Origin of the sequence: Methanolacinia petrolearia DSM 11571, from assembly GCF_000147875.1 — an archaeon.
In the GTDB taxonomy this organism is placed as follows: Archaea; Halobacteriota; Methanomicrobia; order Methanomicrobiales; family Methanomicrobiaceae; genus Methanolacinia; species Methanolacinia petrolearia.
Genome location: NC_014507.1, coordinates 2229931 through 2249787, shown reverse-complemented (window position 1 = coordinate 2249787; position 19857 = coordinate 2229931). Strand labels below are relative to the sequence as shown.

Genomic DNA, 19857 nt, shown 5'->3' with positions numbered 1-19857 from the left:
ATTGGATAGATTTATATTTCGATCAATAGTGTATATTTTATGCTTAAAAATATTTCTATTTTGTTTTAGAAAGCTTTGGATCCGAATTATTGTAAATTATAATTATTTGAGTTAAAATAGATCGAATTTGTCGTGAAAAAAAAAATAAAAATATTTATTGTCATGAAGCTTAAAACTCAAATTATTATTTTTTATTTAAAAAGTTTTTGTATCTTATTCTGTTGGCCGCATTAAGGATCTGTTCGAGCAGGTAGAGTGCACCGGCGCCGCCGAGATGAGTCTTCGGCACGACGTCGATATAATCGCCGCTCCTGTTTGCGATATCGATATTCGCGAGGCAGAGGCCGTTGTTCCTCAATATCGAACCCTTTAGGCCTTCGCCTACGAAAACATCCGACGGGACATCATCGGGTCTGACCCGGAGGGATTCCCCGATCGAATTCGATTCGAGAAAATCGCAGAGGGTTCTGCCGTACCCGGCATCGCTTTCAGGTTTGATCGAGACCGAGACAGGGAACATATTGAGATATTCGTAGAGCCACCTGACCAGCGGCAGGGCGATTGATGCGTCGGCTTCGACTGAAAAAGTCATTCCCTTCGGAAATCCTCTCTCGTTGTAGAACCTGCCGAGTTTGTGGAAAGCAATCCTTCTCATCTCTTTTATGTAGTCAAGCGCAGGTTCGGGATCGGCGCCGGTGGCATCTGCTATTGTATTTATCCATTCCTCGGTTGCCGAAAAACCGACCGGAGCCCCATGCGGGGATCTTATAGACGGAATGCCCAGTTCATCCTCGTACCATCCTGCAGTCCGTTCGGAATATTCAGGGAAGACGATCACGTTAAATGAAGCGGAGGCCGATTCCTTCATCTCTGCAACGGATGAGCCGGCGCCGGGTGAAGATATGACATCAAGCCCCATCAGCATGCAGATCTTCACCAGTTCGTCCCGCGTCCCCTCCCAGTGCTTGTGGTATATGCTCAGCCCCAGCAGGTTGATTCTCTTTTTGATTCCGGGGAGACGGTTTAACTTCAGCCATTTAAGTACCGAAACTATCGCGGCATCGAAGCCTGCTGCCACCGTTTCCGAGTACGAAGAGCTCTCGAAGGCCATGCATCTCTCCTGAAGTCCTGCATCACGCAGGAACCTGTTGAGGTCGTCACCGATAAGCGACGCTCCCGGTGAATTTACGATCGCGATAAAAGACCCGTCCATATCCGCGATCTTCGGCAGTATCGCCTCCAGCTTTTCACCTGATCCGGCGATGTAATCGTCGGCGTCGAGATATGTCAACGGTATTCTCGGCAGCCCGAAGAAGAAAAATTCTTCAGGGTTTATCTTCTTGAACGGATTGTTTCTCGAAAAGACCCGGTCGGAGAAATATGCCGGGTGGCCCCTGCATCCCGTCGGGCCGTTGAGTACTGCTCTTCCGTCCGATATCCCCTCTATGGCAAACAGTGTCCCGTAAAATCCATCGCAGTCGAAGTTCAGCATACGTCCTCTCCGTCATATCTCCACTCTTCGGCAGGCGGCAGTTTCATAACCCTGCTCCATCTTTCAGCCCAGAAAAGCCCGGCCTGAAATCCGAATCCCGCGGAATAGGGTATGGTATCGTATCTTACATACTCTCCCTGCCCCGGGGCCGGCCGGTCGAGCAGCACGAGGTCCGGGGAGAGCAATCCGATCTCCTCTCTGCGTATCTCCGGGTCATAATCGTCCCTTACAGGGAGGTCTTCGTACCGTGTTCTCAGCGGCTCTTTTTCAGGCGAATGCATAAGGCCGATGCGGACGATCTCCATCCCGAGATCGCATGCGAGTTCGATGATCCAGTCGATATTCCGCGAATATGTACTGACCAGGAGCTTCTTTCCTTTCGTCGATACCTTCAGCCCGGAGATCTTCTTCCTGTAGATCTTCTCTTCGGATTCGATCAGTTCTTCGGCCTTCTTCGTTTTGCCGAAAAATTCCGCTATCTTCGTGAGCCACGCGGATGTCTCCCCGAATCCCGTCGGAAACGGCATATTCAGAAAGGGCAGGGAGGAATTCCCGGCTACTATCTCAGAGATCATCGCCGAGGTAAAGTCGCCGTGTGCAGGGAGGTTCATGCATGCATTGTCGAGATTCCTGATCGAAGCGATATCGGTCCTGGTAATAAAACGGGTGTTCACCGAGATCCCGATAGCGTCAAGGAGATCTTTTATCGACCCGAAGTCGTACTCCTCGTTTGTTGCAAGCGACTTCTCCCCGATTATATTGACCGAATTCTCCTTTCTTCCCCCGCCGCTCCGGTCGATGTACCTCGCGATTATCCCGAACGTGCGGATGTATCCCTGCGAAAAATCCCCATCGATATTCCCGTCGACAGGGATAGGTTCGATTGTTGTTCCTGGGTGCTGTTTCATCATCTCTTCCGCGACGAGTGATGTGTCGTCCCCGATTATTCCGGGTGGGCATGCTGTTATTATGAAGATATGCTTCCAGCCGTTATCGATCGCCTTCCCGATTTCAGCTCTCAGTTTTGCTTCTCCGCCGAAGATGAAATCTTCGTCGTCCATGTTAGTGGTCCCTGTTCTTTTCGTGATATCGAAATCCGTGGAAAAGTCGTAGAGGCGGTTCATCCTGAGGAGTGAATTCTCGATGATTCCCCACATCATGTGGGCACAGCTCTTAGGGCCGTGAAGGATGGTGTAGGCATCCATTATCTGTGCGGTAACGCAGGCCGCACCTGCAAAAGCACAGCCGTGAAGAGGATACTTCGTCCGGGAGTTCACGGAGGCATCCGTTTTTTTATCGGATACATCAGTGCTGCATTTTTCGCCGGGGCGGAAAGGACAGTGAGCAGATGAGGGCGTAGGTGATGCATTCTGTGTAGTTGCTTTGGCCGGTTCGGATTTTTGGTGCGTCCTTTTTTTGTGAATATCCTTTTTACGAACGCCCAGGACAACGGCTTCGAGGGTCTCGTCGTCGAGCGGAAGGGCTCCGTGAAGTCTTCCGCCGCCTGCTGGACGAATCCCGGAGATATTCGCCGCAATCTCCCTGAAGATTTCAGCCTCCTGGGAATCCGGGTATGCTTCTATGACGGTCTTTCCTTCTTTCTCCGCGGATGCAAAGAGATCGCTTCTCGGAATGCGGGCGACGACAGGCAGCTTCACCGCTTCCGCAAATGCACGAATCCTTTCGTCTTCGTCCTTCAGGTTCCGGCTGTTGTAAATAATCCCGGCGACCCTCTCCGGCGAATCGCCGAAGTTTTTGATCCCCCTGAGGATGTTGTTTGCAGCATAGATCGCCATGAATTCGCCGGAAGTTACGAGATAGATCGTTTCAGCGTACTCCTTTCGTATGGGGACGGCAAACCCGCCGCATACGACATCGCCGAGAACATCGTATATCTCGTAATCGAAATCGATCCGGCCCAGGCCGAGAGATTCCAGAAGACCGAACGTGGTGATGATGCCCCTGCCCGCACAGCCTACGCCGGGTTCGGGGCCGCCGGCTTCGACGCATGCGACATTACCGAAACCGCAGAAGACTATGTCGTCGAGACTTCTTTGTTCCGGCGCCACTTCCCTGATATAATCGAGGACGGTCTCCGGGACCCTGCCTCCCAGGAGCAGTCTCGTGGAGTCGTGTTTGGGATCGCAGCCCACCTGCAGGATCCTGTTCCCGTTTAGGGAAAGTGCGGCCGAGATATTGGCCGAGATTGTGGATTTCCCTATTCCTCCCTTCCCGTATACTGCAATTTTAATCGCTGCCGCCTCCTTTGAATAAGAACAGTAGTGCCGAAACAAGTTCCCCTATGCTTTCGCATGTCATCCCGAACTGGGTGTCCTCTTTCCTGACAATCCATCTCGTCCCCTCGTCCGTTTTTTCTATGGAGATTATGCATGAATCTTCAGGACTGCCCGGTTCATCCGGTTGCCCTGGCCCCCCGGCAATCTCTATGCCCGTCCTTTCCAGGGCGTTCACAGTCCATGTATACTCGGCGGACTGCTCTCCCTTCAGGAGCACCATCCCGGTCTTTTCGACAGGTATCGTAAAGTCCCCCTTCATCCTGTCGAATCTGACCCCTCCGAGGTTGAATGCAGATTCGAGCTCTCCCGAAAGTATGAGGTCCTCCGGTGTTCCAGACCTGAACTCCCCGCCGCCCTTCATTATCCACATCCGGTCCGAGCATTTTATCGCGAGATTCAGATCGTGGGTCGACAGGAGGATAGTTCTTCCGTACTTATGCGCCACCTGTTTCAGGACACGCATGATCTCGATCTTGTGCGGGAGGTCCAGGTAGGCCGTAGGCTCGTCGAGGACCATGAGGTCCGGATCCTGTGCAATCGCCCTTGCAATCATTACTTTCTGCCTCTCACCGTCGCTCAGTTCATGGATGAAACGATGGGCGAGATCCGCCGCTCCGGCAGACGACAGGGCGTTCATTACCGCCTCTTCGTCTTTTGCTCCCAGGCTCCCCGCCCAGTTCGTATAAGGGTATCTTCCGAGCGCAACTATGTCGAATGCCTTCATGTTTCCGGCCTGCACCGGAGTCGTAAGCACAACACTCATGGTCTTCGCTTTTTCTTCGGGCGAGAAAGACCTGATATCCCTGCCATTGATGCGGACTTCGCCTTCGAGGGACGGCTGGAGAGCAGTGAGTGTCCTGATCAGCGTGGATTTGCCCGATCCATTCGGGCCGATGAGCGAAACGAGTTCGCCCTTCTCCAGGGTGATGTTCAGGTTTTCGGAGACTCTCTTTACTCCTCCCTTTTTGCTGGAATAGCCGATGGCGAGGTTCCTGCATGAAAGGAGTTCAGGGGAGTTCACGTGGAGATCCCCCGTCCGTATTTCGTGCCCCTCAGGATAATCCATATGATGACCGGCGCACCGAATAGTGCCGTGACTGCGTTAAGGGGAAGGACCAGCCCGGTCCCGGGCACCTGTGCGATTATGTCCGAGGCTATTGCGATTATACCACCCATGATGATGCATGCAGGGACAAGTGTCCTGTGGTTTCCCGTAACGAACAGGCTCCTGCAGAGATGCGGGACTGCGACTCCCAGAAACCCGATCGGGCCGCAGAACGCGGTGACGATTCCCGCAAGGAGCGAGGTGTTTATGATTATTATATACCTGATTTTTTTGTAATCGATCCCCATGCTGACTGCATATTTGTCCCCCAGGAGCAGTGCATTAAGCGGCTTTACCAGCAGGAAGGAGATCACCAGTCCGGCTATCGAAGCTATAAGAAGTATGAAGAGCTGCGACCAGGTCACGCCCGAGAAGCTTCCGAACGACCAGTATACGTAAGACTGCATCGTCTCGGAAGCAGAGAACTGCATCAGAACGGAGACGATAGAGCTTGTGATGTACCCGAACATCATGCCGATTATCAGTATCGTGATATTGCTCTCGATCTTTCTCGAGGCGAAAAGAAGCAATATCATGACAACTGCCGACCCTGCAGTTGCGGCAACTGCAATCCCGAGATTCCCGAAGAGCCCGAGGGTCGATGCAACAATCGATCCTGAAATCCCTCCGGCCATTATCACTATTGCGACGCCGAGGCTTGCCCCCGAACTTATCCCGAGAATATACGGCCCTGCGAGCGGATTCCTGAAGAGCGTCTGCATGAGGAGACCTGCGACGGAAAGCGAAGCGCCTGCAAGGAGAGCGGTCAGCGTCTTGGGGAGCCTCCAGTCATAAAATATATTGATCCACGTATCCTTCGTCTCCGCCCCCGTGATGATCGAGATAATCGATTCTATAGGGATATTTACCGACCCCAGGACGAGATCGAGGACGAAGAGAGTTATCAGGATCAATAAAGCTGCGGGGAAGAGTATCCCCGAAATTTTGCACGCCGCAGGTAATGTCAATCAGGATTCTCCGTTTTATTCGATGTGCTTATAATAGTACAGTTCATGATCGGGCAGGATCTCCGGGTGGAATATCTTAATCAGGTCCATCAGCACGAGGTCAGGTCTCGCTACGCCCGATTCCCAGTAGTCGTTTCCGCCGAATTCGTTCACCCTTGCATTGTTGTTATATAAGCTGTCGTTTTGGAAGGCATCGAATTTGGAGTATCTTTCGTCCTCAGCAAGCAGTTCTCCGGCCGTGTTCGCGGTTCCCATATTGATCCAGTAGTCCGCGTCTGCGGCCGTGTCGTAAACGGCCTCGAAGTCGAGCGGGATCGAGCCGGTTGAATTATCATCGGACCAGAGATAGTCCGCTCCGGCGTCTTCGATCAACTGTGCTACGTAGCTCTCTCCGCCCGGCATATACCAGGTGCCGTAGTAATCATTCCCGGAGAATACGGTTGGTTTTTCACCGACTCCTTTCGCTTTCGCGGAGACGTTATCATACCTGGACACTATCTCGTCGAAAAGGGCGTTGGCCTCTTCCTCCCTGTTGTAGAAGAGCGAGAAATATTTTATCCATTCGGCACGGGCAAGAGGAGTTTTCTCCATATATTCACTGACGATGACCGGTTTTAATCCGAGCTCCCTGATCTTTGAGCTGTCGTCATAATCCGGGTTTTCCATAGCCGAGACGAAGACCGCATCGGGCTCTGCATCGATCAGGATCTCGGCGTCCAGCCCGCTTGTCATGCTGCTGTCCGCCGTGCTGACATCATGAATGAGCCCTTCGTCGTAGTGATCGATTATCTCCGGGTTATTGATGTACTGGATATTGCTGACGATCTTTATAGTGTCGATCTCTCCGATATTTGCGATATGCGGGATCTGGGTAGTCGAGAGGGCGGCAACACTTTCGACCGGAATATAGAATACCGCGGCATCGTCGTATCCGGCAGGAACCTCAGTCCCTTTTTGCACGAGCAGGTAGGTGCGGTTTCCTGATTCCCGCCCCCAGGGGTCTATAATGCTGAGGACTTTGTAGTTGTCATGGTATTCCACTTCGAAGCCTTCGGCATATTCGGGCAGGGCTTTCGATGAAAAATAATCTTTTCCGCTACCTGCTGTCGGACCGGCCTGATTATCGTAGCCACTGCTTTCCTCGGGCCCCCAGGAAAATGCCAGGATCGCAATGGCGGCCGCAATGAGCACCACTACAACCAGAATGCAGAATATTTTCAAATCTTTATTTTTGATATCCATATCTTGTCCAGATAAAATTTAATTAATCTAAATAAATATTTTTTTAATTAAGCCAAAATTGTATTCAAATAAAATTCAGGTTTTGCGAAGCGAGTTGACCTGCTGGGCAATCCTGCTCTCGATCTCCTCCGCTGTCATTCCCGGGAGTTCGTGGGTCACAAAATCCGGGGAGATGAAATTCACAATCTCCCTGCATCTTTCCGAGGAGAAGGGGCGGTGCTGATCCACGTTCTTGAGAAGTTCGTATATGTGCGCATACTTCTCGTCGAGTGTCATATTCCGGTAATTCTCCGGCTCCTCGATCTTCTCCAGGTAATCGCCGGATGTGCTGAGGTGAAGGTGGATTCCGGCTATGCTGTCTATGGTCTCTTCGTCAAGCCTCCCGAGCAGATCCAGGACCGCTTCTATTGATCTCTCCTCTTCGACCGACGAACCGGTCGCGTTCATCAGATGGCCGGTGTCCAGCAGGAGCTTCCAGTTTTTAAATTCAAGCATCCCTGTGAAATCCGATGCGGCTTCCGGATCGAGAAACGTAAGTCCCGGGTACCAGAGATTTTCTATATAGATATCGAAAGGAGGCTCTCCTCCGGGGAAGCTGGATGCGACTTCATTCAGGAATTCTGCTGTTCCTTTGAGGATCTCCCTGTCTGAATAGGGCTGGATTTTTTGGAAAGCGGTACCGATCTCGGTATAGGCCGCATGAAATACGCCGTATTCGGGTTCCAGGACAGACGCATATGTGATGGATTCGCAGAAGTTCGATACGACCTCTTCCCTGCTGTATCCGCCGTAAAAATATTTCACCGATTCTTCCGGGATCTCTTCGGGAATCCTGAAGTTTTGATCCTCCCACAACCTGTACCATCCCATGAAAGACGGGAGGTGGACCGAAGATACGATGTCAGCCGGTATCCTCTCAGGAACCTCTTCGAAGTTGACGAGGAGTTCTATGCCGTCTATCTGCTGCCTCTTCATTAAATCCCTGAGGTTGTCCCAGTTGTCGTCGAATTTATTGAAGTCGTACTCGTATATTGAAAAGTTTATCAGTTCTTTAAACATGGTTGTGCTCCTTTTTTTACAATAGTCTCTATCGATTGTGCGAGTTTTCTGCTGTCGAGTTCGTCGAGGCGGAGGTAGGTGGCGCCGAGTTCGGATGCGAGTGCGATTGCAAAATCCAGCCTTGGAAATCCCTCCTCTGTATCGACGACGACGAACCGGATCTTCTTTTCAGATGCAGCAAGGGCTGTCATTCTCATCTCTTCATACGGGTTCCTGCCCGATCCGGAGTAGTTCGCCCTGCCGTCCGTCAGTATAACGATCGTCTTCGAATCCGTGGATTTTGAGTATCGCCCCTGTGAGAGAAGTCTCACAGCTGAGGCGACACCTTCCGAAAGAGGGGTTCTTCCCCCGGTCGGGATCTCTTTCAGCAACTTATGTGCGAGATCCGTACTCCTGGTCGGGGGAAGGAGAAGGGTCGCCTCTTTTCTCCTGAATATCATGAGCCCGACCGTGTCCCTCTTCTGGTATGCATCGTTCAAAAGAGAGAGAACAGCCCCTTTCACGGCCACCATTCTCTTTTTTACACCCATCGAACCGCTGGCGTCGACAAGGAAGAGGATGATGTCGCCGGTCCTCTTTTCCCTGACCTTCTCCCTCAGGTCCTCCCTGTCGACCTTTATTGCTAGCCCATTCCGGTCCCTCGCGGTCTGGAAAGGTGCGGCGGCTCTTAATGTTGCGTCGATTGCGATGTCGTTCTTATTCCTGTCGCGATGCCTGTACGAAACGTAACGTCCGCTACTGTCGCTACTGGTGCTTCTTCGCCTGCGGCCGCTTCCCGGATTACCTGATCTCAGTCGCGACAGTGAATGTTCGTCCAGGAATTCGATTATGTTGAATGCCGACCCGATCTCAAATACCTGTTCGGGTGGTGCCTCTCCCGGTTCCCAGGGGGTGTTTTCCGGGCTTTCACGGTTGCCGTGATCTGGCAGATCTTCCCGGTTTTCAGCATTTTTGTCGTTACCTTTCCCTGGCCTCTCCTCATCGTCGCGATTATTTTCGTTCTCTCTCCTATCCTCCGGTTCGGATTCATCCGGGGGATTTCGCTGAGGACTGCCCGGGGGAGGACTTCTTCTCCTGTGCTCCAGCGCCAGGAGGGCGGCCTGCCTGATGTCTTCAAAGACGACGTTGTCTCTTCCGTCTATTGCAGCAAGAGTTTTGGCTGTTTTTGCAAGCGCGATGTCTCCCCTCTGCCCGGAGACATTCAGTTCTATGCATAATTCCGATATCAGTTCTATCAGTGACCCGGGAATCGTCACGAAGGGGAGTCTCTCCTTAGCCTTTCTGATATTTTCCCTGAGTTCTTCAATCTCAGGGGAGTATTCTTTCGAAAAGGAAACGGGATCCTTCTCGAAGGCCATGCAGCTCTTGATAATTTTTAACCTGGCAGATTCGTCTTCTATCCTTTCGGTCTCTACGCAAAGGTCGAACCTGTCGAGTATCCGGGATGACAGTCTGCCCTCTTCAGGGTCCATAGTCGCGACAAGAATGTAGCGGGTCCGGATGTTTTCCGAAAATCCGTCTCTCTCAAGCAGAAGGTTCCCGGAACCGGCGGTATCCAGTATTGTGTGGATAATCTTCTCATCGAAGAGGTTGATATCGTCAACAACGACTATCCTCCGGTCGCTTTCCACGAGAATTCCCTTTGTAATGCTGATTTTTCCTTCAGTTATCGCATTTTCAATATCTATGGAGCCGAAGAGCCTCTCCCCTGTCGTATTCTGCGGAATAATTGTTGTGCTTTTACCGTCCGATATTTTCCCGGCAGATCTTGCGAGGGTCGTTTTAGCGGAACCGCAGCCGCCGGTAATGAGCAGCCCTTTAAGATCCTCGTTTAAGAGAATGCAGAGTATCGCCTTCTTCGCCGAGTCGTTTCCCACTATGGCCGGAAAAGGGAAAACGGGATATTCGTTCACTTGCCGTAACACTCCGAGATGACCGTTTTTACTTTGTCGAATTCCGGTTTTACGTCTTCGAACGGAAGCCTTCTCGTCCTGTGCGGTAGTGCCAGCCCTGCGGCCCTGATAAGATCGTCCCGCACGATCTCATCTCTTCCGCCGAGTGCGGCGAAAGCCACTGCTGTCTTTACAAAGGTGATATCGGACCTGTGCCCGTCGACACCGAGGAGGAGAGAGATCTTTACCGCGGTCTCAAGTAGATGATCGTCAGGTTCGATCTCCCCAAGGATCGTCTTCGCTCCTTCAATACGATCACGAATCTCCTGCTGCATCGGTTCATAGGATTCACAGAACTTTTCCGGATCTCTCTCGAAATCCAGTATTCTCCTGATGATCTCCGTTCTTGTGGCTATCTCTTTCTCACCTTCGACGTTCACCGAGAGGCCGAACCTGTCTAGAAGCTGTGGCCGCAGGTCTCCCTCCTCGGGGTTCATGGTCCCGACGAGGATGAACCGTGACGGGTGGGAGTAGGATATCCCCTCGCGTTCGACGAAGTTGACGCCCATCGCCGCGGCATCGAGAAGTAGATCGACGATATGGTCGTCGAGCAGATTCACCTCGTCGACGTAAAGGATATTCCCGTTGGCGGAGGCGAGAACTCCGGGCTCGAACTTCTTTTTGCCTTTTGTAATCGCGTGTTCTATGTCGAGGGTTCCTGCCACCCGATCCTCCGTTGCGCTTACCGGAAGCTCTACGACACGCATCCTGGTGTATTCATATTCAGGGACTCTGCCGGATTCGATCAGCTCCCTGCATGAAGGGCAGAGGTACCTGGTCTGTCCCGCTTCGCAGTGAAAGATGCAGTCTTTAATTACTTTTTTTTCGGGGAGCAGGTCGGCTGTCGCCCTAACTGCGGTCGATTTAGCAGTCCCTTTTTCACCCCGGATCAGGACTCCCCCTATGGAAGGGTCGACTACATTGACGAGGAGTGCGTCTTTCATATCCTCCTGCCCCACTATGGCGGAGAAGGGATAAACCGGGTTATCTTTGCTCATGATAAACCTCAAATGCCGTTTTTTATGCACCAGGAAACGATCCTGATCCAGTTTTCGATTATCGCGACCCTTTCATCAAGCAGGATATCGGACTGCGGGCGTTTTTTCGCCCCGGCAAGCTCCGGCAGGGTTTTCATAATCGATATTGCTGTTCTTTTTCCTGAAAGCTCCGGGGTCAGACCCCAGTTTATCTCGTCCTGAATGTGAAGCAGGGACGCGGTCATCGCTACAACATCGGGATTTTTTGAAAATTCCCTCAGGTTTTTTATGAAGACCGATCTCCTGTTCTCTCCTTCGAGGCGCGATGCAATACTCCAGATCTTCTTTTCATCAATCCCGAATCTTTCGAGCCTCACCATCATGTCTCTCTGTGACTCGGGACAAAGGCCGCTCTGCTTTTCAAGTGCCTTGGTGGTCGCCTCTATTACGCACCTGCCGATAAGCTCCCCTAGTTTGGAGTGCTTGCCTGCATTCTGGAGCCTGTTTTTGCTCTCAAGGTTTGAGATGACTGATATCTGGTCCGTTCCCGAACCTGTCGCAATACCATTCGAATACCTGCTCGGGGCCATGAGCTGCTGGATGGCAACCGTCTTCGCCTCGGTTGCCGTTACGATTGCCCTTGCAAGAGTGCTATCGGGAAGATTTGCATTTATTATGAGTATTGTAATTATCGTCCCGCAGATCTGTTCGAATTCGCAGTCCTCCTCGTAAAAGGAAGCAGGATCTCCTGCTCTTCCGCCGTTGACCTCGATCCCTGCCGTGACGATTGCGGTTACATCGATATCCCTGAAACTTTTGTTCGAGACTGCGGCATTCTTCATATTTGCCGCCGTCATCATTCCTGTTGATTTGGCCGGATCCAATCCGAGACGTACTGCCGTGATCTTCAGGTACTCCGGAACGCTGTTTCCTTCGAGATTGCAGCAGCTGTGCTTTCCCTGCGAGGGCTTCGGCTGGTGATTGAATACGGCTTCGAGATCCTCCCTGTAACCTCCGTTGAGCTCGGAAACCGTCAATGCATTTCTATTCGGGGGGAGTCTGACGACAATGGAAGTGTCGCACCGGTATATCTTCTCTTTCCCGGCCGTTTCAAATATCAGGACGGGATCTTTGTTATTGTCTATATTTTCAGAAATATTATCAGTCAATTAAAACACCTGCTGTTCGACTTTCAGCAATAATAACGGGAACTGCAAAACATCGGATAAATATATGTTGTGTTTGTGAAAATTTATTTTTGTTGATCCGGGAATGCCCGTTCTTAATGCGCTTATGTGGCCTGTGCAGTGAAAATTTAGGGCATTTCAAGTTATTTTTGCCAGACGATCTCTCCTGTTGCAAAACAAATAAAAAAGATATATTTAAAATTAATTTGATATATTGTTCAGATATTCTGTCAGGTAAGCTTTATAATAATTATCCGGCCGATAATCCGGTCCTATGGTTATCCGGGCGATTTTAGGAAGCTGCTTTTCGAATACAATTTGATTCTGATGGGGGAGGGCGGATCAATAAATGTTCCTTTGATCTCGAGGTGAAATTATATGAAAATTCCACTGCTGTCACATCCGGCAAAACCGGAAGAAGAGAATCCCATTCTCCCGGAAGCCGGTGAAAATGTAAATATTACAGATAATTATGAAAATGGTAAGAAAGATATTTTAAAATCCAGAATTTCCAAAAAACCGGTCGGAGAAGGTGGGTCTGCTCACTCTTTTAAAACCAGGCTGAAAATTAGGCGGGATGTCAAAACCTGTGATCGGCCGGACTCTGACAGTGAGGAACAGGAACCCGTTGATCACGGAAAAAACACTGTCAATGAAAAGATTGATGAAATCCTGAAGGATTATCTGGATACTGAATACTTACTCCCGGAATTGACAGAGGAAGAGATTGACTGGGTTGTTGAGCGATACTGGCTGAAGCCGCCCTTTTCATATGTAAAGATTGTGAAGAACTGGGAGTTCGATCTGACTTACACGATTATCGAGCCGAAGATAACGAAAGAGGAGCTGATTGTTCTTGAAGAGACTTATGAGTACCTTCGAACAGCCCTGGTATTTGATTCTCCTAAACCGAAAGGAGATCTGACAGTTGATCCTGAATTTGTCCGGAAAGCTATAAAATCCTTTAATCCATCAATAAGCGATGAAAGGACTGATATCCTGATCTATTACCTGCAGAGGAATTTTACCGGTTACGGTAAGCTCGATCCGATGATGAATGATGAAAATATCGAAGATATTACCTGCAACGGTGCGAACATCCCATTGTATATCTTCCATCGCAAGTATTCCAATCTCAGGACGAATCTCGTTTTCGACAATATTGAGCTGAATAAATATGTTCTCAAACTTGCCCAGAAAGCGGACAAACAACTCTCCCTGACAACGCCGATAATCGATGCCGCTCTCCCGACAGGTGCGAGGGCACAGATAACGTACAGTGATATAGTATCGTCGAAAGGAAGTTCCTTTACAATCCGAAAATTTAAGACAGATCCCATGACTCCTGCGGATCTTATCTCGATTGGGACATATGATGCAGAGTTAATGGCTTTCATCTGGCTTGCAGTTGAGAACAACAAGAGCATAATTATCGTAGGAGGCACTGCATCGGGGAAGACTTCGACGATGAATGCCACATCCTTCTTCATTCCGCCGATTGCAAAAATTGTCTCTATCGAGGATACGAGAGAGATCCAGCTCCCGCACGAAAACTGGCTTGCCATGAGAACAAGAGATACGGGTATCTCTGCCACGGAATCCGATGTCGATATGTTCATGCTTCTCAAGGCAGCCCTGAGGCAGCGTCCGGAGTATATAATCGTGGGAGAGGTAAGGGGTTCAGAAGCACAGACACTGTTTCAGGCTATGAATACCGGCCATACTACTTATTCGACCCTTCATGCCGGCGGCGTAAGTGAAGCCATCAACAGGCTTACACATGAGCCGATAAATGTTCCGCGTGTCATGTTCGGTGCACTCGATCTTATGATTATTCAGGGACTTCAGTTTGATGAAGGGCATGGTTTCCGGCGCTGTCTTTCGATCAATGAGATGATCGTGAATGATGGGGATATCAGGTGGAATGAGATCTATAAGTGGGATCATATAAATGATAAATTTACTAAAAATCAAAAAAGATCCAGGATTTTGGATGACATCGCGTATACTCACGGGTGGGATGACGAGATACTTGAGTACAATCTCCAGATAAGAAAAAGCATGCTCGAGCGTTTTGTCGAGAAGAAGATAAATGACAATCTCCAGATAAGCCACTTCATAAACGAGTTAAGAAAGACCTGCAACAGGTAAATGAAAAAGAGGTGATGCCGGGGCATCAGGTGACTCTCGTAAATTCAATTATTCTTAATTTTTGTAGTTCAGTACATGGAAATAAAAATCAGGTTCCTCCATTTTCAGTTTAATTCTACTGGACCTTTTGTCCTGAAGGTACCATGATTATTATAATTCATTCTGTTTTTTGCGGTGCCAGGGAACTGATTATCCCGTAGCTTCCGTCATAAAGCACGACAGGATATGTCCATGCCGTGTAAATTATGCCGTCCGCCTCGATCAACTCAAATTCGGTCTCTTTTTTGATCTTTCCCTGAACTGCAAGATTGTAATCCGACGACCCCGCAATTTTTTCAAACACTTCGATACCGGACTCGGTCATTTTTTCACCGGTCAGTTTTTTTCTCTCAATCGTGAACAGTTCACACAGTTTGCTGTTTAAGTCCCTGATCCTTCCCTCGGCGGAGATAAGAACGTATGGGAATGGAACTTTTTCAAGCCAGACTTTGGTTATGGGAATCCGGTTCGACAGGTTGTACACCTGTGCCGGCCCCACGATGTGCATTTCCACCTGGCCCAGGGTACAGAGAATAGTGAGATACTTGCCAACGGTATTTCTGCTTATACCCGTTTCACGAACAACATCGGCGATCGTCAGACCATATCTGCTTTTTTGCAGGGTTTCCATTAAAATTGATGTAATTTCTTCATGAGTTCTTTTAACCATCATGGCCTTTTCCTTCTCGTTTTCCGATTGCTTTTTAAAAGCCCCCTACACATTTTTACATGGATGCTTTTGTCCAGACCATCAGGTACATGTGTATAACAATATTAGTTGATTTAACTTAATAAAACTTTCATAAATTATTCCCTGCTGAAAAAGTTTAAAGAGGGGTTTCTTTCAGGGTTTGAGGATATGCTGAGCTTTTTTTCACTTAAATATTCGCGTTGATTATTTATTTCTTAAGAAAGACTTTCCTAACCAATTAATAGTTAAAAGATCAGGATTTCTCTCCCGATATAAAAAAGGAGTTAATAAAAATGTTATTGTACCTGGATATCAGATGATATCTGAAGCTTTCAGGTAACCATCCCAGTATACCGTTCCGTCAAGGCCTGAGAGAATGCCCTGTCCGTCGCCGTTTGCATATACCGCTCCGCTCTGGAATGCGGTACTTGCTCCGGTTCCGGTATTCCGGTGCATTCCGAATCCGAGTGTCGGGGGGGACACTGAATAGCTCGTCGCCGTTTGTGGCGTGAAATATTCGAAGAACAGGATGAACCTGTCGCCAGTGGTCAGTATGGTCTCGCCGGGGCACATGCCTTCACCCGTATAGTCGAGGTTCGTAAATTTCATCATACGGCTCGAGTAGAATTCATCGGGATCATACGCAAGCGTACCTTCTCCGGGATTGTTAAACTGATATTTCAGCTGGTTTGCATTTGATCCTTCTCCGCCGATATGATATTTGCTCCACGGAACATCGTTGTATGTCATGTAGGCCTCTCCGCCGCCTCCGTAATCACTGCCGTAAATATAAAATTTAAGCTTTTCGAGATCAATCGAACCGCCGGTAACTTCAAAGATCAGACCGACGAATCCGTCGTCGAGTACCTTGTCCGTACCGCCGGGACTGATGCCCACGTACCTAACCGAAGCGGGAGTCGCCGTAGGAGTATCTCCGATCATACCGGTTCCGAACCCTGAAACTACTGCGGCAATAATGATCGTCACTACGAGCATCAGCATTACTCCCACGACAGGAGATACAGCCTCTTTTTTTGTATCTGTGTTTACCATTTGACCGTCACATCCTTATCGAATATTGCAGTGCCGCTGGGTTTGTGGACAACCGTTATGTGTACGACTGATCCTTCTCCATAGCCGTACTGGCTGTCTTCAGTGTCAAATCCCATAAACTTCTCAGGATACATGAAGAAATAAACGCAGTTAGGTTCGAAGTTGCAGACGCCGAAAAATTGCGTATTCTGAAAACCACCGGTATTCGGGAATAACGTCGTCGAATATCCGTTTACCTGCGGGGTAAAAGGATAGCCTTCCACGGTGTCATCTACATCTACTGAAGTGTCCGAAGATGTCGTCCCTTCCCTGAACGGGGATATGGAGCCGTCAAGCGTATGTTTGATTACCCTGCCCCCGTATTCAAGGGTAGTTCCGCGAAAAGTGTCCGGAACTGTATACGTGGTTACGATCTGGAGATCTTCCGAAGGGACCGTATCCCCGGCAAGAACACGGAGTTCGATCGGATATCCGTCGGCTTTTGTTGCTGTGTCAGCAGTATCTCCGGCTTTTATAGTAAATTCATACGACACAGTAGGGGATTTCTCCGTAGTGTCGACAATGCCGGAGGAAAAACCGCTCACGACCGCTGCAATTATTATCGTTACAACGAGCATCAGCATTACTCCCACGACAGGGGATACTGCTTCGTCCTCCCTGATAAAGGAAAAACTGGTTTTCGCCCTGTTTTTTATCTTTGCCATCATACAAGCCGTCTCCGTTACTGAAGAATGATCGTTCCCGACTGGATCTGCTTGTTGCTGATGGTATCGTAGATTATATACTCGAGAGGAACGTTGTACTGGGCTTTGAACGTACCGGACGATCCTTCGGGGGTCCAGGTAAGGAATCTTCCTTTTTCGATGGAATCATCCGTAGCGAGAGTGCTGTCGTAACTGTCATCCGCAACAAGCATGAACGTGTCACCTACTCCGACAATATCCGACATTCCGGGAGATACGGCGAAGTAAGTGGAATTACCGGCCTTGTTCTCATAAAGTTCAAGACTGTTTCCCTCCTCTACAGCTGCATTAGAAGAATTCAGTACGGTGTCGGAGGTGAATTTCATCGAACTGTCGCCCTCGTTTAGTTCAATCATGATGTTGTCGAGCGATATCGGTTCTCCGCCGCTGAGACGGAAGGTGAACCGGTTGTTGTTACGGGGACTGTCCGAGACATTATTCGTCTTGTCCGTATCTGTAATCTGGACGTCATATCCCACAGCTATCTGTGACTGGGGCGCGGTCTTTTCAGAACCCACAAGCGTTCCCGAAAGCGAAGATACTATCGAAGCAATTATGATTGTAACTACAAGCATCAGCATGACCCCCACGACAGGGGATACGGCCATGTCGTTTCTTTTTCCGTTTATCTTCCGAATCATACTACCGTCACCGTCCCTTTATAAATACTCGTCTGGCTGGGTGCGTAAATTATATTGACTTCCACCGAAGAACCCCTATCAAAGCCGTATTCCGAAAATTCGTTATCATCGATATCCGATGTCGTAGTGATTCCGAAGATTGCAACCGCCGTGCCGAAATTATCGCCGGTGCTTAACACATCGCCTGCACTGAACGTGTATTCGCCGAAATTCGTTCCCGAATCACCCGGGCTTCCGACAGCCAGGTTGTTTAAGTAAGGAATCTTTACATCCTGGTCGCTGTAGCTCAGTTTTGATGCCGAAATTGCAGGGGTTCCCTGTGTTATCGAACCGCTGAGCATATTTTTTCCGTTTGTGCATGTAGAAGGTGAAGTATAGTACGACATGATCTGAATGTCCTTTGACGGAATACTGTCGCCGCCAAGGTGTTTTATCAGCATGACATACTGGTCTTTCGTGTCGCCACCGTTCGAGATGATACTTACATCAAGCGAAGCACTGGGCGCAGATGTAGTTGAATCTGCCGCACTTCCTGCAAATACCGCCACAAATGAGGCAATGATAATTGTAACCACGAGCATCAGCATCACTCCTATTACCGGCGATACTGCAAGATCTTTATATGAAACGTCTTTCTGATTGTTGTTTTTTTCAAATCTTTTCTTCATATTACACTTCCCACAAGATTTCCTGTCGATATAATCGAGCCTGATGCATCATCCACTATCGAGTAAGTGGTCTTCGAACTGACCTCGAACCATCCGCTGGAATATGGATTTGCCGCATTGCCGCGTTCTGCAACGTAATAAACGCTTCCGAATTTATCCCCGTCATCGACGGAGTACTTATCGGCAAGAACAATGAACTTCTGTCCTGGTTCGATTATGAGATTGGATGCGGATCTGACTACTGTTGAAGAAGTAGCTATCGCGCCGACGCCGGCTGAACGTGCCGGTGATTTTGCAAAGCGATAAGATGAATACGTGGAGCTTAAAACAGCTGTTGTAGCATTGGCTCCTTCGGCGATGATTGTTTCTGACGGAAGATCCCTATATGAAACCACTGCTTCATGCCCTCTGGTCGTGGCAGTCACATTTCCTTCCGCATCCGTCACATCGGATATTCCCGATTCTCTGAGATTCAGGCTTATCTCATCCAGCCTGATTGTATCTCCCCCGAGATTCTCGAAAACAAGCCCTATTTTGCCTGCTTCTCCCAGATCTTCGGCCATAACCCCTACGTATCCGATCTGAACCGCCGGAGCGGATTTCGTGTCCGAGAGCATACCCATTCCGAAACCCGAAACGACTGCTGCAATGATGATCGTAACGACAAGCATGAGCATTACGCCTACAACCGGAGATACCGCATTTTCATTTCTTCGAATCGTTTTCACCATGTAGCCACCACGTCTTTATCATAGATCGTCTTCCCGCTGGGGACGTGTATAATAGTTACATGAACTATCTCATCTCCTGCGAAACCGTATTCCGAAATATAGTCATCTCCATCAGTATCGAATCCGAGGAAATAGGATCTGTCGAACTGGATGTTGCTCCCCGCACTCAAAACTGCAGTGCCAAAAGTTCTGTCTGCCGTTTTCGTGCTAACGACATCACCATTGTTAGTTGTCTGCGGAGTAAACGGATAATCCGGGACGATTGATGTGTTTGTAATGAGATCATTCGCTTCTATTGGATCAAGAGAACCGTCAATCGTGTGTTTAATCACTTTTCCCGCATTAACAACGCTTGTTTTCATCACTACCCTGGGACAGGTGAATGAACTGATGATCTTCAGATCTTCTGTTTTCAGACTTTCTCCCCCGAGATTTTCAATTACAGCATACTTTGACGTACCTGTAGAGGATGCCGAAATCGAAACGTCAAGTGACGTCGAGGGGGCTGCCTGTGTCGAACTGACAATACCTCCCGAAAAACCACTGACAACTGCAGCAATTATGATCGTTACGACCAGCATCAGCATCACACCGACTACCGGAGAAACAGCTTCGTCATTGCATGCAGGCAATTCTGCCTTCCTGCTTATTTTTTTCATAAACTCAAACTCCACCCATGAGACAACTCAAATTAAATTGAGTTAGGATCTTAAAAAATTGGGTAGATAGTTTTTGCAATCCTCAAATATTAATCAGTCGCAAATCGCTTATTTTAAAGTTTATTCCTGAATTTATGCACATTATATTGTTTGATCTGATCTGATCAGCATATGTGTGCAAATGATTTGCACAATAGGTCTG

General features: G+C 49.0%; 17 protein-coding genes. 1 reads left to right on the top strand and 16 read right to left on the bottom strand.

The features are described 5' to 3' along the window. Positions 1-184 precede the first annotated feature (184 nt). The 9 genes from MPET_RS11290 to MPET_RS11250 form a co-directional block, all read right to left on the bottom strand. A complete protein-coding gene (locus MPET_RS11290) occupies positions 185-1492 on the bottom strand; it encodes a nitrogenase component 1 (RefSeq protein WP_013330163.1) in 1308 nt (435 codons plus the stop codon). Beyond that, positions 1486-3786, bottom strand: a complete 2301-nt coding sequence (locus tag MPET_RS11285) for a nitrogenase component 1 (RefSeq protein WP_013330162.1) — start codon at positions 3784-3786, stop codon at positions 1486-1488. Before MPET_RS11285 ends, MPET_RS11290 begins: the two co-directional genes overlap by 7 nt. Continuing rightward, the gene (locus tag MPET_RS11280; RefSeq protein ID WP_013330161.1) at positions 3740-4855 is read right to left on the bottom strand and encodes an ABC transporter ATP-binding protein; all 1116 of its coding nucleotides are present in this window, start codon (positions 4853-4855) and stop codon (positions 3740-3742) included. The genes MPET_RS11285 and MPET_RS11280 overlap by 47 nt, the downstream gene beginning before the upstream one ends. Then, a complete protein-coding gene (locus tag MPET_RS11275; RefSeq protein WP_013330160.1) occupies positions 4807-5862 on the bottom strand; it encodes a FecCD family ABC transporter permease in 1056 nt (351 codons plus the stop codon). The genes MPET_RS11280 and MPET_RS11275 overlap by 49 nt, the downstream gene beginning before the upstream one ends. A gap of 15 nt (positions 5863-5877) precedes the next feature. Continuing rightward, positions 5878-7104, bottom strand: coding sequence for an ABC transporter substrate-binding protein (locus MPET_RS11270; protein ID WP_013330159.1), 1227 nt, complete (start codon positions 7102-7104; stop codon positions 5878-5880). A gap of 75 nt (positions 7105-7179) precedes the next feature. Beyond that, positions 7180-8163, bottom strand: a complete 984-nt coding sequence (locus tag MPET_RS11265; protein ID WP_013330158.1) for a TIM barrel protein — start codon at positions 8161-8163, stop codon at positions 7180-7182. Continuing rightward, positions 8148-10076 carry a VWA domain-containing protein gene (locus MPET_RS11260; RefSeq protein ID WP_013330157.1) on the bottom strand — a complete coding sequence of 643 codons (1929 nt, stop codon included), beginning with the start codon at positions 10074-10076 and terminating at the stop codon, positions 8148-8150. The genes MPET_RS11265 and MPET_RS11260 overlap by 16 nt, the downstream gene beginning before the upstream one ends. Then, the gene (locus MPET_RS11255) at positions 10073-11113 is read right to left on the bottom strand and encodes an ATP-binding protein (RefSeq protein ID WP_013330156.1); all 1041 of its coding nucleotides are present in this window, start codon (positions 11111-11113) and stop codon (positions 10073-10075) included. Before MPET_RS11255 ends, MPET_RS11260 begins: the two co-directional genes overlap by 4 nt. A gap of 8 nt (positions 11114-11121) precedes the next feature. Further along, positions 11122-12261, bottom strand: a complete 1140-nt coding sequence (locus MPET_RS11250) for an adenosylcobinamide amidohydrolase (RefSeq protein WP_013330155.1) — start codon at positions 12259-12261, stop codon at positions 11122-11124. 396 nt (positions 12262-12657) lie between these two features. Between MPET_RS11250 and MPET_RS11245 the strand changes: the two genes are divergently transcribed. Continuing rightward, positions 12658-14430: a type II/IV secretion system ATPase subunit gene (locus tag MPET_RS11245; protein ID WP_013330154.1), complete on the top strand. Its 1773-nt coding sequence runs from the start codon at positions 12658-12660 to the stop codon at positions 14428-14430. Positions 14431-14587: 157 nt separating this feature from the next. On the opposite strand, the gene MPET_RS11240 is transcribed toward MPET_RS11245, so the two are convergent. From MPET_RS11240 to MPET_RS15370, 7 genes are all read right to left on the bottom strand, one after another. Then, positions 14588-15100: a hypothetical protein gene (locus tag MPET_RS11240; RefSeq protein ID WP_048130834.1), complete on the bottom strand. Its 513-nt coding sequence runs from the start codon at positions 15098-15100 to the stop codon at positions 14588-14590. Positions 15101-15472: 372 nt separating this feature from the next. Beyond that, entirely contained in the window at positions 15473-16213 is a 741-nt protein-coding gene (locus tag MPET_RS15375; protein ID WP_013330152.1) for a type IV pilin N-terminal domain-containing protein, read from the bottom strand. After that, positions 16207-16920 (bottom strand): type IV pilin N-terminal domain-containing protein, encoded by a 714-nt coding sequence (locus MPET_RS14605; RefSeq protein WP_013330151.1) that lies wholly within the window; start codon positions 16918-16920, stop codon positions 16207-16209. The genes MPET_RS15375 and MPET_RS14605 overlap by 7 nt, the downstream gene beginning before the upstream one ends. Before the next feature lie 14 nt (positions 16921-16934). Beyond that, on the bottom strand, positions 16935-17597 hold the full coding sequence (locus MPET_RS14600) for a type IV pilin N-terminal domain-containing protein (RefSeq protein WP_013330150.1): 663 nt from the start codon (positions 17595-17597) through the stop codon (positions 16935-16937). After that, positions 17594-18265: a type IV pilin N-terminal domain-containing protein gene (locus tag MPET_RS11220; RefSeq protein ID WP_013330149.1), complete on the bottom strand. Its 672-nt coding sequence runs from the start codon at positions 18263-18265 to the stop codon at positions 17594-17596. Before MPET_RS11220 ends, MPET_RS14600 begins: the two co-directional genes overlap by 4 nt. Then, positions 18262-18996, bottom strand: coding sequence for a type IV pilin N-terminal domain-containing protein (locus tag MPET_RS14595; protein WP_013330148.1), 735 nt, complete (start codon positions 18994-18996; stop codon positions 18262-18264). Before MPET_RS14595 ends, MPET_RS11220 begins: the two co-directional genes overlap by 4 nt. Continuing rightward, positions 18990-19655: a type IV pilin N-terminal domain-containing protein gene (locus tag MPET_RS15370; protein WP_013330147.1), complete on the bottom strand. Its 666-nt coding sequence runs from the start codon at positions 19653-19655 to the stop codon at positions 18990-18992. The genes MPET_RS14595 and MPET_RS15370 overlap by 7 nt, the downstream gene beginning before the upstream one ends. Positions 19656-19857: the final 202 nt, after the last annotated feature.